At 48.7% G+C, this 14553-nt stretch carries 10 protein-coding genes, 2 tRNA genes and 1 pseudogene; all 13 read left to right on the top strand.

Annotated elements, in window-relative coordinates; genetic code table 11:
- Positions 1 to 18: 18 nt before the first annotated feature.
- The 13 genes and pseudogenes from ftsH (at position 19) to pnp (ending at position 14425) form a co-directional block, all read left to right on the top strand.
- Positions 19 to 1968 carry an ATP-dependent zinc metalloprotease FtsH gene (ftsH, locus tag ACL9RG_RS12210; protein ID WP_422792889.1) on the top strand — a complete coding sequence of 650 codons (1950 nt, stop codon included), beginning with the start codon at positions 19 to 21 and terminating at the stop codon, positions 1966 to 1968.
- Between the two features lie 145 nt (positions 1969 to 2113).
- A pseudogene (folP, locus tag ACL9RG_RS12205) lies at positions 2114 to 2964 on the top strand (dihydropteroate synthase).
- Positions 2957 to 4294: a phosphoglucosamine mutase gene (glmM, locus tag ACL9RG_RS12200; RefSeq protein ID WP_422792888.1), complete on the top strand. Its 1338-nt coding sequence runs from the start codon at positions 2957 to 2959 to the stop codon at positions 4292 to 4294. Before folP ends, glmM begins: the two are co-directional and overlap by 8 nt.
- A gap of 252 nt (positions 4295 to 4546) precedes the next feature.
- Complete coding sequence (gene secG, locus ACL9RG_RS12195) at positions 4547 to 4891, top strand: preprotein translocase subunit SecG (RefSeq protein WP_422792887.1); 345 nt, start codon at positions 4547 to 4549, stop codon at positions 4889 to 4891.
- Positions 4892 to 5003: 112 nt separating this feature from the next.
- Positions 5004 to 5090 (top strand) — tRNA-Leu (locus ACL9RG_RS12190).
- A gap of 76 nt (positions 5091 to 5166) precedes the next feature.
- Positions 5167 to 5243, top strand: a tRNA-Met gene (locus tag ACL9RG_RS12185).
- A gap of 218 nt (positions 5244 to 5461) precedes the next feature.
- A complete protein-coding gene (gene rimP / locus ACL9RG_RS12180) occupies positions 5462 to 5914 on the top strand; it encodes a ribosome maturation factor RimP (protein ID WP_422792886.1) in 453 nt (150 codons plus the stop codon).
- 21 nt (positions 5915 to 5935) lie between these two features.
- Positions 5936 to 7444, top strand: coding sequence for a transcription termination factor NusA (nusA, locus tag ACL9RG_RS12175; protein ID WP_422792885.1), 1509 nt, complete (start codon positions 5936 to 5938; stop codon positions 7442 to 7444).
- Between the two features lie 24 nt (positions 7445 to 7468).
- Positions 7469 to 10162: a translation initiation factor IF-2 gene (gene infB / locus ACL9RG_RS12170; RefSeq protein ID WP_422792884.1), complete on the top strand. Its 2694-nt coding sequence runs from the start codon at positions 7469 to 7471 to the stop codon at positions 10160 to 10162.
- 135 nt (positions 10163 to 10297) lie between these two features.
- Positions 10298 to 10711, top strand: coding sequence for a 30S ribosome-binding factor RbfA (gene rbfA, locus ACL9RG_RS12165; RefSeq protein ID WP_422792883.1), 414 nt, complete (start codon positions 10298 to 10300; stop codon positions 10709 to 10711).
- Positions 10711 to 11655 (top strand): tRNA pseudouridine(55) synthase TruB, encoded by a 945-nt coding sequence (gene truB / locus ACL9RG_RS12160; protein ID WP_422792882.1) that lies wholly within the window; start codon positions 10711 to 10713, stop codon positions 11653 to 11655. The genes rbfA and truB overlap by 1 nt, the downstream gene beginning before the upstream one ends.
- Before the next feature lie 120 nt (positions 11656 to 11775).
- Complete coding sequence (gene rpsO, locus ACL9RG_RS12155; RefSeq protein ID WP_422792881.1) at positions 11776 to 12045, top strand: 30S ribosomal protein S15; 270 nt, start codon at positions 11776 to 11778, stop codon at positions 12043 to 12045.
- A gap of 262 nt (positions 12046 to 12307) precedes the next feature.
- Positions 12308 to 14425, top strand: coding sequence for a polyribonucleotide nucleotidyltransferase (gene pnp, locus ACL9RG_RS12150; protein WP_422792880.1), 2118 nt, complete (start codon positions 12308 to 12310; stop codon positions 14423 to 14425).
- Positions 14426 to 14553: the final 128 nt, after the last annotated feature.

Below are 14553 nucleotides of genomic sequence, written 5' to 3'. Positions count from 1 at the left end.
GTTAATCCCTTGAGTGACATGGCGAAGAACCTGATTCTCTGGTTAGTCATCGCAGTTGTATTGATGTCTGTATTCCAGAGCTTTGGGCCCAGCGAGTCTAATGGCCGTAGGGTAGATTATTCTACCTTCATGTCCGAATTGACCCAAGACCAGATTCGTGAAGCACGTATCAACGGGCGTGAGATTGTTGTTACCAAAAAAGATAGCAACAAATACACGACTTATATCCCTGTCAACGATCCTAAATTGCTGGATACCTTGTTGACGAAGAATGTCAAAGTTGTTGGTGAGCCGCCTGAAGAGCCGAGCTTGCTGGCATCTATCTTTATTTCTTGGTTCCCGATGCTGTTGCTAATTGGGGTCTGGATCTTCTTTATGCGACAAATGCAGGGCGGAGGCGGTAAGGGCGCGATGTCCTTCGGCAAAAGCAAAGCTCGTATGTTGACGGAAGATCAAATCAAGACCACTTTTGCCGACGTTGCTGGCTGTGATGAAGCCAAGGAAGAGGTAAGCGAGCTGGTAGATTACCTTCGCGAACCAAGCCGTTTCCAGAAACTTGGCGGTAAAATTCCTAAAGGCGTTTTGATGGTCGGTCCTCCGGGTACCGGTAAGACCTTGCTGGCGAAAGCCATTGCGGGTGAAGCTAAAGTGCCATTCTTTACGATTTCAGGTTCTGACTTCGTAGAAATGTTCGTTGGCGTGGGTGCATCCCGCGTACGTGACATGTTTGAACAGGCGAAAAAAGCTGCACCTTGCATCATCTTTATCGATGAGATCGATGCAGTAGGTCGTCAACGTGGTGCTGGTTTAGGCGGTGGTCACGACGAACGCGAGCAAACGCTGAACCAGATGCTGGTTGAGATGGATGGCTTTGAAGGTAACGAAGGCATTATCGTTATTGCTGCAACTAACCGCCCGGACGTTCTTGACCCAGCGTTGCTGCGTCCAGGTCGTTTCGACCGTCAGGTTGTGGTTGGTTTGCCAGACGTTCGTGGCCGTGAGCAGATCTTAAAAGTTCATATGCGTCGTGTGCCATTGGCGCCAGACGTTGAACCATCTGTTATCGCTCGTGGTACACCAGGTTTCTCTGGTGCTGATTTAGCTAACTTAGTTAACGAAGCAGCCTTGTTCTCAGCGCGCGGTAATAAGCGTGTCGTATCGATGGTTGAGTTCGAAAAAGCTAAAGACAAAATCATGATGGGTGCGGAACGCCGTTCCATGGTGATGACCGAAGAGCAGAAAGAGTCCACCGCATATCACGAAGCAGGCCACGCTATTATTGGTCGTCTGGTTCCTGAGCATGACCCGGTGCATAAGGTCACAATTATTCCGCGTGGTCGTGCATTAGGTGTGACGTTCTTCCTGCCGGAAGGTGATGCTATCAGTGCCAGCCGTCAGAAACTTGAAAGTCAGATCTCCACGTTATATGGCGGTCGTCTGGCTGAAGAGATTATCTACGGTGTAGAAAAAGTTTCTACCGGTGCATCAAATGACATCAAAGTAGCGACTTCTATTGCGCGTAACATGGTTACCCAATGGGGCTTCTCTGAGAAGTTAGGTCCGTTACTGTATGCAGAAGAAGAAGGTGAAGTCTTCTTAGGCCGCTCAGTGGCAAAAGCTAAGCATATGTCTGATGAAACGGCGCGCATTATCGATCAGGAGATCAAATCTCTGGTTGAGCAGAACTACAAGCGTGCTCGTACATTGCTGATGGAAAATATGGATATCTTGCATTCAATGAAAGATGCACTGATGAAATATGAAACCATCGATGCGCCACAAATTGATGACCTGATGAATCGTACTGAAGTTCGCCCGCCAGCTGGCTGGGATGACGCAAAGGCTAGCTCTAAAGGCAGCAATGGTTCTAACGACGGTGGTGCCGCACCTAAAGCGCCAACCCCAGTTGATGAGCCTCGTACACCTAATCCAGGTAATACGATGCGTGAAACCTTCAGCAGCAACTAATATCTCAGCGATTTATTGCTGATATAAGATTGCAGTTGGTTGGAAAAAAAGATTTACGATGATTACACTCAAAACCCCAGGCTTGCCTGGGGTTTTTTCTTATTTAAATTAGGCTAGCCTGCACGCGAAAAGGAATATCACCACTATGATACTTACTGCCAGAGGGTCTGTGCTTGATCTGCGTTTCCCGCAGGTTATGGGGATCCTTAATGTCACGCCTGACTCTTTTTCGGACGGTGGAAGACATAACCGCTTAGATCAGGCTCTGCATCATGCACACGCAATGATTGATGCCGGGGCTACTTTATTGGATATCGGTGGTGAATCAACCCGCCCCGGTGCCGCAGAAGTCAGTGATGAGGAAGAGTTATCGCGGGTTATTCCTGTCGTGGAAGCTATCGCCCAGCGTTTTGACGTTTGGATTTCGGTGGATACGTCGAAAGCCTCTGTGATCACCGCATCAGCGCAGGCGGGTGCGCACATGATCAATGATATTCGTTCATTATCAGAGCCTGGTGCATTGGCTGCTGCCGCTGAAACTTCACTGCCTGTGTGTTTAATGCATATGCAAGGTCAGCCCAAAACTATGCAACATGCGCCGCAATATCAAGACTTGATTGGTGAGATTAATCATTACTTTACTGAGCAGATTGCGCGCTGTGCTAGCGCCGGTATCAAACAAGAAAAATTACTGCTCGATCCCGGTTTTGGCTTTGGTAAAAATCTAGACCATAACTATCAACTTTTAGCCAGATTAGCCGAATTTCACCATTTTGGGTTGCCACTCTTGGTCGGGATGTCTCGAAAGTCTATGATAGGGCAACTTTTACATGTTTCACCTGATAAGCGGGTTACCGGTAGTATTGCCTGTGCGGTCATTGCGGCGATGCAAGGCGCACAAATAATTCGGGTACATGATGTCAAAGAAACCGTCGAAGCGATGCGTATTGTCGAAGCCACACTTTCAGCGAAGGGATAAAGAAAATTTATGAGTAGCCGTAAATATTTTGGTACAGATGGTATTCGTGGAAAGGTGGGTGATAACCCTATTACACCTGAGTTTGTTTTAAAGCTCGGTTGGGCTGCTGGCAAGGTATTGGCCCGTCATGGTTCCCGCAAAGTTATTATTGGTAAAGATACGCGTATTTCCGGGTATATGCTCGAGTCTGCCTTAGAGGCTGGATTAGCCGCGGCAGGTTTGTCTGCATCATTTACCGGCCCGATGCCAACACCTGCTGTTGCGTACCTGACCAGAACCTTCCGCGCTGAGGCGGGTATTGTTATTTCTGCGTCGCATAACCCTTATTACGATAACGGTATCAAGTTCTTTTCTATCGATGGCACCAAATTGCCGGATAGCGTTGAAGAAGCGATTGAAGCTGAGATGGAAAAACCGCTCACTTGTGTCGAATCTGCTGAACTTGGTAAAGCCAGTCGTATTGTCGATGCCGCGGGTCGTTATATCGAATTTTGCAAAGGTTCATTCCCGAGTGAATTGAGTTTAAGCGGCTTAAAAATCGTTGTTGACTGTGCAAACGGTGCGACTTACCACATTGCACCAAGTGTAATGCGTGAACTCGGCGCTAAAGTTATCGCTATTGGTTGTTCTCCAGATGGTATGAACATCAATGAAGCCTGCGGTGCGACCGATGTTCGTCAGTTGCAACAGCGGGTTTTGGCAGAAAAAGCAGACATTGGCCTTGCATACGATGGTGATGGCGACCGAATTATTATGGTTGACCATGAAGGCAACAAAGTCGATGGCGATCAGATTTTATATATTATCGCTCGCGAAGGGCTACGTCAGGGGCAACTGCGCGGTGGTGTAGTTGGAACCTTGATGAGTAACATGGGGCTTGAGTTGGCATTAAAACAGCTGGGGATCCCCTTTGCTCGTGCCAAAGTCGGTGACCGTTATGTGCTAGAAACGCTGAACGAAAAAGGCTGGCGTATCGGTGCGGAAAACTCTGGGCATGTCATTTTGCTAGACAAAACCACCACTGGTGACGGCATTGTAGCTAGTTTGCAAGTGCTCACTGCGATGGTTCGTAATAGCATGAGCTTACATGATTTGTGCAGTGGCATGAAATTGTTCCCACAGATTCTGGTTAATGTACGTTTTACTGGCGAACATGATCCGCTGGATACCGAGGAAGTGAAGCAAGTGACTGCTGATGTGGAAAAACAGTTGGCGGGTCGCGGTCGAGTGTTGTTACGCAAATCAGGAACTGAACCTCTGATTCGCGTTATGGTTGAAGGCGAAGAAGCAACATTGGTTGAAACTCTGGCTAATCGTATTGCCGATGCAGTAAAAGCAGCTAAGTGATTTCCCCAGTAAAAATCGGCTAAAAGATTGCGGGTTAATCGCCAAGAATATCCCCTTTGTATGATATTAATGCGGTTAACCTGCTCAAGTTGACGATTTTTTCTGCAAACGCGCTGCCGAGTTAAAATTGCCCTTGCGTGGTTATACGGCTTTGGTTAGTATTCAGACCCGCTTCAGTAGGTCGTTGAAGAACTACTAAATTGGTGAGAAGCGATTAGCGCGCGGTAAAACCGCAAGGATACAGGTACAACTATGTACGATGCTCTTCTGGTAATTTTCCTTATTGTGGCAATCGGGCTTGTAGCTCTGGTTATGTTGCAACAAGGTAAAGGTGCAGATATGGGAGCCTCTTTCGGAGCAGGTGCATCAGGCACATTGTTCGGTTCGAGCGGTTCCGGTAACTTTATGACCCGCATGACGGCTATCTTGGCGGCGCTGTTCTTCGTCATTAGTTTGATTTTGGGGAACATGAGCACCAATAAAAGCCAAAAAGGCAGCGAGTGGGATAACTTGGGTTTAGGTCAGCCAGCTAAAACTGAGCAGGCAACAACTGCACCGGCAGCGCCAGCCGCGCCTAACAGTGATATTCCTAAGTAATCTGTTGTCCTTGATACTTAAGCGTTAAGAAGTTGCAGTAAGATTGAGTAGTAAAAAGTTTTCAAACAATTGCTTGTACTCGGACAGTATCGGCAGTTGCGAAAAAAAGAGTGCCGAGGTGGTGGAATTGGTAGACACGCTACCTTGAGGTGGTAGTGCCCGAATGGGCTTACGGGTTCAAGTCCCGTCCTCGGTACCAATCATTTTGATAATTTGCTTTTATGCAGTTATCGGCGTAGTATGTCGTGGCAATTAAGTAGCTGTCACGTTTCGGACGCGGGGTGGAGCAGCCTGGTAGCTCGTCGGGCTCATAACCCGAAGGTCGTCGGTTCGAATCCGGCCCCCGCAACCACTTTCCTCAAGTATTTGTTTTCAAATATACTTTTAGTGTCTCCTCAGTGCTTCTTAGTATTCATTTGAAAAGAATTCTTTTAGAAAGTCGTACCGAAGCCGCAATGCGGCGAACAGGGTCCAGTTGCATAAAGCCCCGATTTATCGGGGTTTTTTGTTATTTGGCAACAATATCACTGGGCTATTAAGCCCTTTTTTTATGTCTTCTTGGGGGTGGGCTTGTCCACATTAGAACAAAAATTAACAGAGATGATTTCATCACCGGTTGAAGCACTAGGCTTTGAACTGGTCGGCATCGAGTTCATTCGAGCTCGTCAATCGACGTTACGCATCTATATTGATAGTGACGAAGGGATCAACGTTGATGATTGTGCTGATGTCAGCCACCAGGTTAGCGCCATACTGGAAGTAGAAGATCCAATCACTGTTGCTTATAACCTGGAAGTATCCTCCCCTGGCCTTGATCGTCCAATGTTCACTGCGGAACATTACCAACGTTTCATCGGTGACGAAGTCAGCGTGGTTTTACGTATGGCAATGCAAAACCGTCGTAAATGGCAGGGAATAATCAAAGCTGTCGAAGGCGAAATGATCACGGTTACTGTGGATGGGAAAGATGAAGTGTTCGCACTGAGCAACATCCAGAAGGCGAACCTGGTACCCCACTTTTAAAGTTTGGACGAGGCAACTAGGATGAACAAAGAGATTCTGGCTGTTGTAGAAGCAGTTTCTAATGAAAAATCCCTCCCACGCGAGAAGATTTTTGAGGCGCTGGAAACTGCACTATCGACGGCGACCAAGAAAAAATACGAGCAGGAAATTGAAGTCAGAGTCACTATCGACCGTAAAACCGGCGACTTTGACACCTTCCGTCGCTGGGTAGCGGTTGATGAAGTGACTCAACCTACTCGCGAAATCACGCTCGAAGCAGCGCAATACGAAGATCCTTCTATTGAGTTAGGTGGATACATCGAAGATCAGATCGAATCTGTTACCTTTGACCGTATTACGACCCAAACCGCTAAGCAAGTTATCGTACAGAAAGTACGTGAAGCAGAGCGCGCAATGGTTGTGGATCAATTCCGCGAGCAAGAAGGCGAAATCGTTACTGGCGTGGTGAAAAAAGTAAACCGTGACAGTATCGCCCTGGATCTGGGAAGCAACGCCGAAGCGGTAATTCTGCGTGAAGATATGCTGCCTCGTGAAAACTTCCGTTCTGGTGACCGTATTCGTGGTGTGCTGTACGCAGTACGCCCGGAAGCACGCGGTGCTCAGCTGTTCGTCAGCCGCTCACGTAATGAGATGTTGGTTGAACTGTTCCGTATCGAAGTACCAGAAATTGGCGAAGAGCTGATTGAAATCAAAGCCGCAGCTCGCGATCCGGGCTCACGCGCTAAGATTGCAGTGAAAACCAACGACAAGCGTATCGATCCGGTTGGTGCTTGCGTGGGTATGCGCGGTGCACGTGTTCAGGCTGTTTCTAGTGAGCTGGGCGGCGAGCGTATTGACATCATTCTGTGGGATGATAACCCGGCACAGTTCGTTATTAACGCAATGGCACCAGCAGATGTTGCTTCCATTGTTGTTGATGAAGACAAATACACCATGGATATCGCAGTTGAAGCCAGCAACTTGGCTCAGGCGATTGGCCGTAATGGCCAGAACGTCCGTTTAGCTTCCCAATTGTTAAAACAGCATCGTGGTGACGATCGTTGGGAACTGAATGTGATGACCGCAGATGACCTGCAGGCGAAACACCAAGCCGAGGCTCACGCTGCAATTGATACCTTCACTAAATACCTGGATATCGACGAAGATTTCGCTACGGTACTAGTAGAAGAAGGTTTCTCTACGTTAGAAGAACTGGCTTATGTGCCAGTGAAAGAGCTGCTGGAAATTGACGGTCTGGATGAAGACACCGTTGATGCACTGCGCGAACGTGCGAAAGAAGCGCTCACAACCCTGGCATTGGCCCAGGAAGAAAGTCTCGGTGACAACAAGCCAGCTGAAGATCTGCTAAACCTTGCAGGTCTGGAACGTAGCATGGCATTCAAACTAGCAGCACGTGGTGTCTGTACGCTGGAAGATCTTGCCGAGCAGGGTGTCGACGATCTAGCAGATATTGAAGGTCTTAGTGACACGGATGCGGGTGAATTAATCATGGCCGCACGTAATATCTGTTGGTTTGGCGACAATGCGTAATAAACTGTAGCAGGAAGGAACAGCATGACAGATGTAACCGTAAAATCGCTAGCGGCGGAGATTCAAACTCCGGTTGATCGCCTGGTACAGCAATTTGCTGACGCAGGGATCGAAAAGTCGGAAGGTGACTCTGTTACCCAGCATGAAAAAGAGACATTGCTGGCGCATTTGAATGGTGGAAATTCAGGTGCGACAAACAAACTGACGTTACAACGTAAAACGCGTAGTACACTAAACGTACCGAGCACCGGCGGGAAGAGTAAATCGGTGCAAATCGAAGTCCGCAAAAAACGCACTTATGTTAAATCCGATATGACTGAAGCTGAACAGGCTCAGGCAGAAGCGGAAGAGCAGGCGAAGCGTGACGCGGAAGAACAGGCACAGCGTGCAGCAGAAGAGCAAGCTCAACGAGAAGCTCAAGAAAAAGCTAAACGCGAAGCCGCTGAGCAGGCTAAACGTGAGGCCGCTGATAAAGCTAAGCGTGACGCAGCGGAAAAAGATAAAGTGACGAATCAACATACTGATGATGTAACCAAGCCAGCGCAGGCAGAAAAAGCACGTCGTGAAGCAGAAGCTGCAGAGCTGAAACGCAAAGCAGAAGAAGAAGCACGTCGTAAGATCGAAGAAAACGCCAAACGCGTTGCTGAAGAGGCTCGTAAAATGGCTGATTCTGGCGTCTGGACTGAAGCTGCTGCACCAAGCGAATCTGAGTCTGCTGACTATCATGTCACCACTTCTCAACACGCTCGTGCTGCAGAAGACGAAAACGATGCGAAAGTAGAAGGTGAGCGTCGCAGTCGTACTCGCGGTGGCAAAGCGACCAAGCAGAAGAAAGGCAATAAACTGTCTGAATCTAAAGCCGATCGCGAAGAAGCCCGTGCCGTTACCCGTGGTGGTAAAGGCAAGCGCAAGCCAAGCACCTTGCAACAGAGCTTTAATAAGCCAGTTATCGCAGTAAACCGTGATGTCGTCATCGGCGAAACTATCACCGTTGCTGAATTGGCTAACAAAATGGCTGTTAAAGGTTCTCAGGTCATCAAAACCATGATGAAACTGGGCGCAATGGCAACCATTAACCAGGTTATCGATCAGGAAACTGCTCAACTGGTTGCGGAAGAAATGGGCCACAAAGTTATCCTGCGTCGTGAGAACGAGCTGGAAGAAGCGCTGATGAGCGACCGTGATACCGGTGCTTCAGCAGCTGCTGAGCCGCGTGCACCTGTTGTTACCATCATGGGCCACGTTGACCACGGTAAAACCTCTCTGCTTGACTACATTCGTTCAACGAAAGTAGCAGCAGGCGAAGCCGGTGGTATTACACAGCACATCGGTGCTTATCATGTTGAAACTGAAAATGGCATGATCACCTTCCTCGACACCCCGGGTCACGCCGCGTTTACTTCAATGCGTGCTCGTGGTGCGAAGGCAACAGATATCGTTGTTCTGGTTGTTTCTGCTGACGATGGCGTGATGCCACAAACTATCGAAGCCGTACAGCATGCGAAAGCTGCTGGCGTGCCAATCGTTGTTGCCGTCAACAAAATCGACAAACCAGAAGCAGATCCAGATCGCGTTAGAACCGAACTGTCTCAGTACGGCGTTATGCCAGAAGAGTGGGGCGGTGAGTCTCAGTTCGTCCACGTTTCTGCGAAAGCCGGTACCGGTATTGATGATTTGCTGCAAGCTATCTTGCTGCAAGCTGAAGTTCTGGAGCTTAAAGCAGTACGCAGCGGCATGGCAAGCGGTGTGGTAATCGAATCCTTCCTGGATAAAGGCCGTGGCCCAGTTGCTACCGTGCTGGTTCAAGAAGGTACCCTGAACAAGGGCGATATCATCCTGTGTGGCTTCGAATACGGCCGTGTTCGTGCGATGCGTGACGAGATGGGCCGTGATATTACGGCGGCTGGTCCTTCAATTCCGGTTGAAGTATTAGGCTTGTCTAGCGTCCCAGCAGCTGGTGATGAAGTTACCGTTGTTCGTGATGAGAAGAAAGCGCGTGAAGTTGCGCTGTATCGTCAGGGTAAATTCCGCGAAGTTAAACTGGCTCGTCAGCAGAAATCTAAACTGGAAAACATGTTTGCTAACATGACTGACGGCGAAGTTTCTGAACTGAACATCGTACTGAAATCAGACGTACAAGGTTCTTGTGAAGCGATCTCTGATGCGCTGCAACACCTGTCTACTGCTGAAGTTAAAGTTAAAATTGTTGGTATGGGCGTAGGTGGTATCACCGAAACTGACGCCACTCTGGCCGCTGCTTCTAACGCAATCATTCTGGGCTTCAACGTACGTGCTGATGCATCTGCTCGCCGTGTCGTTGAAAACGAAAGCTTGGATCTGCGTTACTACTCCGTCATCTATAATCTGATTGATGAAGTTAAGCAGGCGATGAGCGGTATGTTGGCGCCTGAGTACAAACAGCAAATCATTGGTCTGGCAGAAGTTCGTGATGTCTTCAAATCACCGAAATTCGGCGCTATCGCAGGCTGTATGGTTACTGAAGGTATGATTAAGCGTAACAACCCAATCCGCGTACTGCGTGACAACGTGGTTATCTATGAAGGCGAGCTGGAATCTCTGCGCCGCTTCAAAGATGACGTTAGCGAAGTCCGTAACGGTATGGAATGTGGTATCGGCGTTAAGAACTACAACGATGTGCGTACTGGCGATGTGATCGAAGTCTTCGAAATCATCGAGATCAAACGTACCATCGCTTAATCTTTGCGACGTAGCTAATACCCAAACTCATTTGAGTTGCTGGAAAGCGGCAATTCGAAAGATAACGGGGTTATATCCAGTTGGGGGGCCTTGAGCCCCCCTCTTTGTCTGGAAATTGTCTGAAGGAGTCTTATCATGGCAAAAGAATTTAGCCGTACCCAGCGCGTCTCCCAAGAGATGCAAAAAGAGATCGCCATCATCTTACAGCGTGAAGTCAAAGACCCGCGCGTTGGTATGGCGACAGTGTCAGGTGTAGAAGTGTCGCGTGATCTGGCTTATGCCAAAGTATTCGTCACTTTCCTGGATGTGTTAAGCAGCGAGCCTCAGGATCCTGATCGTGTCAAAAATGGCATTAAAGCCTTGCAGGATGCGTCTGGTTTCATCCGTACCTTGATTGGTAAAGCGATGCGTTTGCGCGTTGTGCCTGAATTGACCTTTGCCTACGATAATTCGTTGGTAGAAGGGATGCGTATGTCTAACCTGGTCACCAATGTGGTGAAGAATGATGCTGAGCGTCGTTCTGCAGCAGGCGACAACGAGGAAGAATAATGAGCCGCCCACGTCGCCGTGGCCGTGATATTCACGGCGTTCTGTTATTGGATAAGTCTATCGGTTTATCTTCCAACGATGCGCTGCAAAAGGTTAAGCGTTTGTACAATGCCAACCGTGCAGGTCATACCGGTGCATTGGATCCGCTAGCAACAGGTATGCTGCCATTGTGCCTGGGAGAAGCGACTAAGTTTTCTCGCTTTTTGCTCGATTCAGACAAACGTTACCGAGTGGTTGCTCGCCTTGGGCAGCGTACAGATACTTCTGACGCTGAAGGCCAGATTATTTCCGAGCGCGACGTCGCCATCACTCAGCAGCAACTCGACCGTGAATTAGACAGTTTCCGTGGCGAAACTCAGCAGATCCCTTCGATGTATTCCGCTTTAAAATATCAAGGTAGAAAACTTTATGAGTACGCTCGTGAAGGTATCGAAGTACCAAGGGAATCACGCAGCATCACGGTCTATGAATTGACCTTTATTCGCTGGGAAGGCTTTGAAGTCGAGCTGGAAATTCACTGTTCGAAAGGCACTTACATTCGCACTATTATCGATGATTTAGGCGAAAAACTAGGTTGTGGTGCTCACGTGACTTTCCTGCGTCGTTTGCAAGTAGCAACCTACCCATCTGAGCGTATGGTCACAATGGATCAGTTGCATGAACTGATCGCGCGCGCGGAGTCAGAAGGTATTGAACCGCGTTTGCTACTTGATCCATTGCTAATGCCAATGGACAGTCCTTGCAAAGACTTCCCTGAAGTTAATATGTTGCCTGTCGTTGCTGGCTACATAAAACAAGGGCAACCGGTGCAGGTTGCCGGCTCGCCGATATCAGGGATGGTGCGCATGACCGAAGGGGAAGCGCGTAACTTCATCGGCGTAGGTGAAATAGATGATGACGGCCGCGTTGCGCCACGTCGTCTGGTGGTTGAGTATCCAGAGTAGCACTTATTGCTCATCTTGCGATCGTAGGCCTCAAAGAGTAGAATAGCGCGGCTTATGCGTTGGGTCGCTGAATTAGAGATCGGCACCCGTTTTTTTTATATATTTTTTTGGAGTAATATCATGTCTCTAAGCGTTGAAGCTAAAGCTCAAATCGTTGCAGACTTTGGTCGTGGCACTAACGACAGTGGTTCTTCTGAAGTTCAGGTTGCTCTGCTGACTGCTCAAATTAACCATCTGCAAGGTCACTTTGCAGAGCACAAAAAAGATCACCACAGCCGTCGTGGTCTGCTGCGTATGGTTTCTCAGCGTCGTAAACTGCTGGACTACCTGAAGCGTAAAGATGTAGCACGTTACACCAGCCTGATCGAACGTCTGGGTCTGCGTCGCTAAGTCAGCGAGTTTCAGTGTAAAGGGGCCAAATGGCCCCTTTATTCTAGGAAGCGACTAAGAATCAGGTTATTCTATAGTCGCATTTCTTTGATATAAAAAAGTGATCTTCCATTGCAGAGGTTCGCGCGGCTAATGAGAGACTTTATTCTTGTCTAGGAGAATGAGGGTTGTCATTAGTCGCGAGGATGTAGTGAGAAGCTCGATTATTTCTGGTGTGAACTGCTGTCATAACAGCTGCGCGCCAAATCAAAAGGATATTACATTGCTTAATCCGACTATTCGTAAGTTCCAATACGGCCAACACACTGTCACGCTGGAAACCGGCATGATGGCGCGTCAGGCAACTGCTGCTGTTATGGTTAGCATGGACGACACCGCAGTATTCGTTACTGTTGTTGGCCAGAAAAAAGCTAAAGCGGGCCAAAACTTCTTCCCGTTGACCGTTAACTACCAAGAGCGTACTTACGCTGCTGGTCGTATTCCGGGAAGCTTCTTCCGTCGTGAAGGCCGTCCAAGCGAAGGTGAAACACTGACCTCGCGTCTGATTGACCGTCCAATCCGTCCTCTGTTCCCAGAAGGCTTCCTGAACGAAGTTCAGGTGATTGCGACCGTGGTATCTTTGAACCCACAAGTTAACCCAGATATCGTGGCGATGATTGGTGCTTCTGCTGCACTGAGCCTGTCAGGTATTCCATTCAGTGGCCCAATTGGTGCTGCACGTGTCGGTTACATCAATGACCAATATGTTCTGAACCCAACTGCTGATGAGCTGAAAACAAGTAAGCTTGATCTGGTTGTAGCGGGTACTCAGGGCGCCGTTCTGATGGTTGAATCAGAAGCCGAAATCTTGAGCGAAGATCAGATGTTGGGTGCGGTAGTTTATGGCCACGACCAACAACAAATCGTGATCAACGAAATTAACGCATTGGTTGCCGAAGTTGGCAAACCGAAGTGGGATTGGCAGCCTGAAGCGGTCAACGCTGAACTGCACGCTCGCGTTGCTGCACTGTCTGAATCTCGTCTGGGCGATGCTTACCGTATCACTGAGAAACAAGAGCGCTACACCCAAGTTGATCTGATCAAAGCAGAAGCAACAGCAGCACTTCTGGCTGAAGACGAAACGTTGGATGCGGGTGAAATTTCTGATTTGCTGGGCGCGATTGAGAAAAACGTTGTTCGTAGCCGCGTGTTGCGTGGTGAGCCGCGTATCGATGGTCGTGAGAAAGACATGATCCGTGGTCTTGACGTTCGTACTGGCGTGCTGCCACGTACTCACGGTTCTGCTTTGTTCACCCGTGGTGAGACTCAGGCACTGGTTACCGCAACTCTGGGTACTGCGCGTGATGCACAGAACCTGGATGAGCTGATGGGCGAGAAAACAGATAGCTTCTTGTTCCACTACAACTTCCCTCCGTACTCTGTTGGTGAGACTGGGATGGTTGGTTCGCCTAAGCGTCGTGAAATCGGTCACGGTCGTTTAGCTAAGCGTGGCGTATTGGCAGTCATGCCAAAACCTGAAGACTTCCCGTACACTGTACGTGTTGTTTCTGAAATCACCGAATCTAACGGTTCTTCTTCTATGGCTTCTGTCTGTGGTGCTTCTCTGGCACTGATGGATGCAGGCGTACCGGTGAAAGCTGCAGTTGCGGGTATCGCAATGGGCTTGGTTAAAGAAGGCGAAAGCTTTATCGTTCTGTCTGACATTCTGGGTGACGAAGATCACTTGGGCGATATGGACTTTAAAGTGGCCGGTAGCCGCGACGGTATTACCGCGCTGCAAATGGACATCAAAATCGAAGGCATCACCCGCGAAATCATGCAGGTTGCTCTGAACCAAGCTAAGGGTGCTCGTCTGCATATCTTGGGCGTAATGGAACAGGCTATCGGTACTGCGCGCAGTGATATCTCTCAATTCGCACCACGTATTCATACCATCAAGATCAATGCTGATAAGATTAAAGACGTTATCGGTAAAGGTGGTTCTGTTATTCGTGCGTTGACTGAAGAAACCGGTACTACCATCGAAATTGAAGATGACGGTACAGTGAAAATCGCAGCAACCGACGGTGAGAAAGCGAAACATGCTATTCGCCGTATCGAAGAAATTACTGCGGAAATCGAAGTTGGTCGTATCTACCAAGGTAAAGTGACCCGTATCGTAGACTTTGGCGCATTCGTGGCCATTGGTGGCGGTAAAGAAGGTCTGGTGCACATTTCTCAAATCGCTGACAAGCGCGTTGAGAAAGTCACTGATTATCTGCAGATGGGTCAAGAAGTTCCAGTTAAAGTCCTGGAAGTTGACCGTCAGGGTCGTGTGCGTTTGAGCATCAAAGAAGCTACCGCACCAACCCAAGATGCCGAAGAGCCAGCAGCAGAATAATAATTTCTGTAACTTGTAGTTTACAGCCCCTGTCATTAGGCAGGGTGCTGTTCGTATCGCGAGTATAGGATATACTTGTGTATAGCAAGCGGGTGTCAGGACGATAACCCAATGTTTGTCTCTGGGAG

The organism is Rouxiella sp. Mn2063 (genome assembly GCF_049319665.1).
Classification (GTDB): Bacteria; Pseudomonadota; Gammaproteobacteria; order Enterobacterales; family Enterobacteriaceae; genus JBMOUD01.
The sequence above is the reverse complement of the archived record's forward strand: the minus strand, read 5'-3'. Positions and strand labels throughout refer to the sequence as shown.

Bases quoted from the DNA above. Each gene is read 5' to 3' on its own strand.
- ftsH (WP_422792889.1), top strand. From the start codon at position 19: ATGGCGAAGAACCTGATTCTCTGGTTAGTCATCGCAGTTGTATTGATG.
- glmM (WP_422792888.1), top strand. From the start codon at position 2,957: ATGAGTAGCCGTAAATATTTTGGTACAGATGGTATTCGTGGAAAGGTG.
- secG (WP_422792887.1), top strand. From the start codon at position 4,547: ATGTACGATGCTCTTCTGGTAATTTTCCTTATTGTGGCAATCGGGCTT.
- nusA (WP_422792885.1), top strand. From the start codon at position 5,936: ATGAACAAAGAGATTCTGGCTGTTGTAGAAGCAGTTTCTAATGAAAAA.
- infB (WP_422792884.1), top strand. From the start codon at position 7,469: ATGACAGATGTAACCGTAAAATCGCTAGCGGCGGAGATTCAAACTCCG.
- rbfA (WP_422792883.1), top strand. From the start codon at position 10,298: ATGGCAAAAGAATTTAGCCGTACCCAGCGCGTCTCCCAAGAGATGCAA.
- truB (WP_422792882.1), top strand. From the start codon at position 10,711: ATGAGCCGCCCACGTCGCCGTGGCCGTGATATTCACGGCGTTCTGTTA.
- rpsO (WP_422792881.1), top strand. From the start codon at position 11,776: ATGTCTCTAAGCGTTGAAGCTAAAGCTCAAATCGTTGCAGACTTTGGT.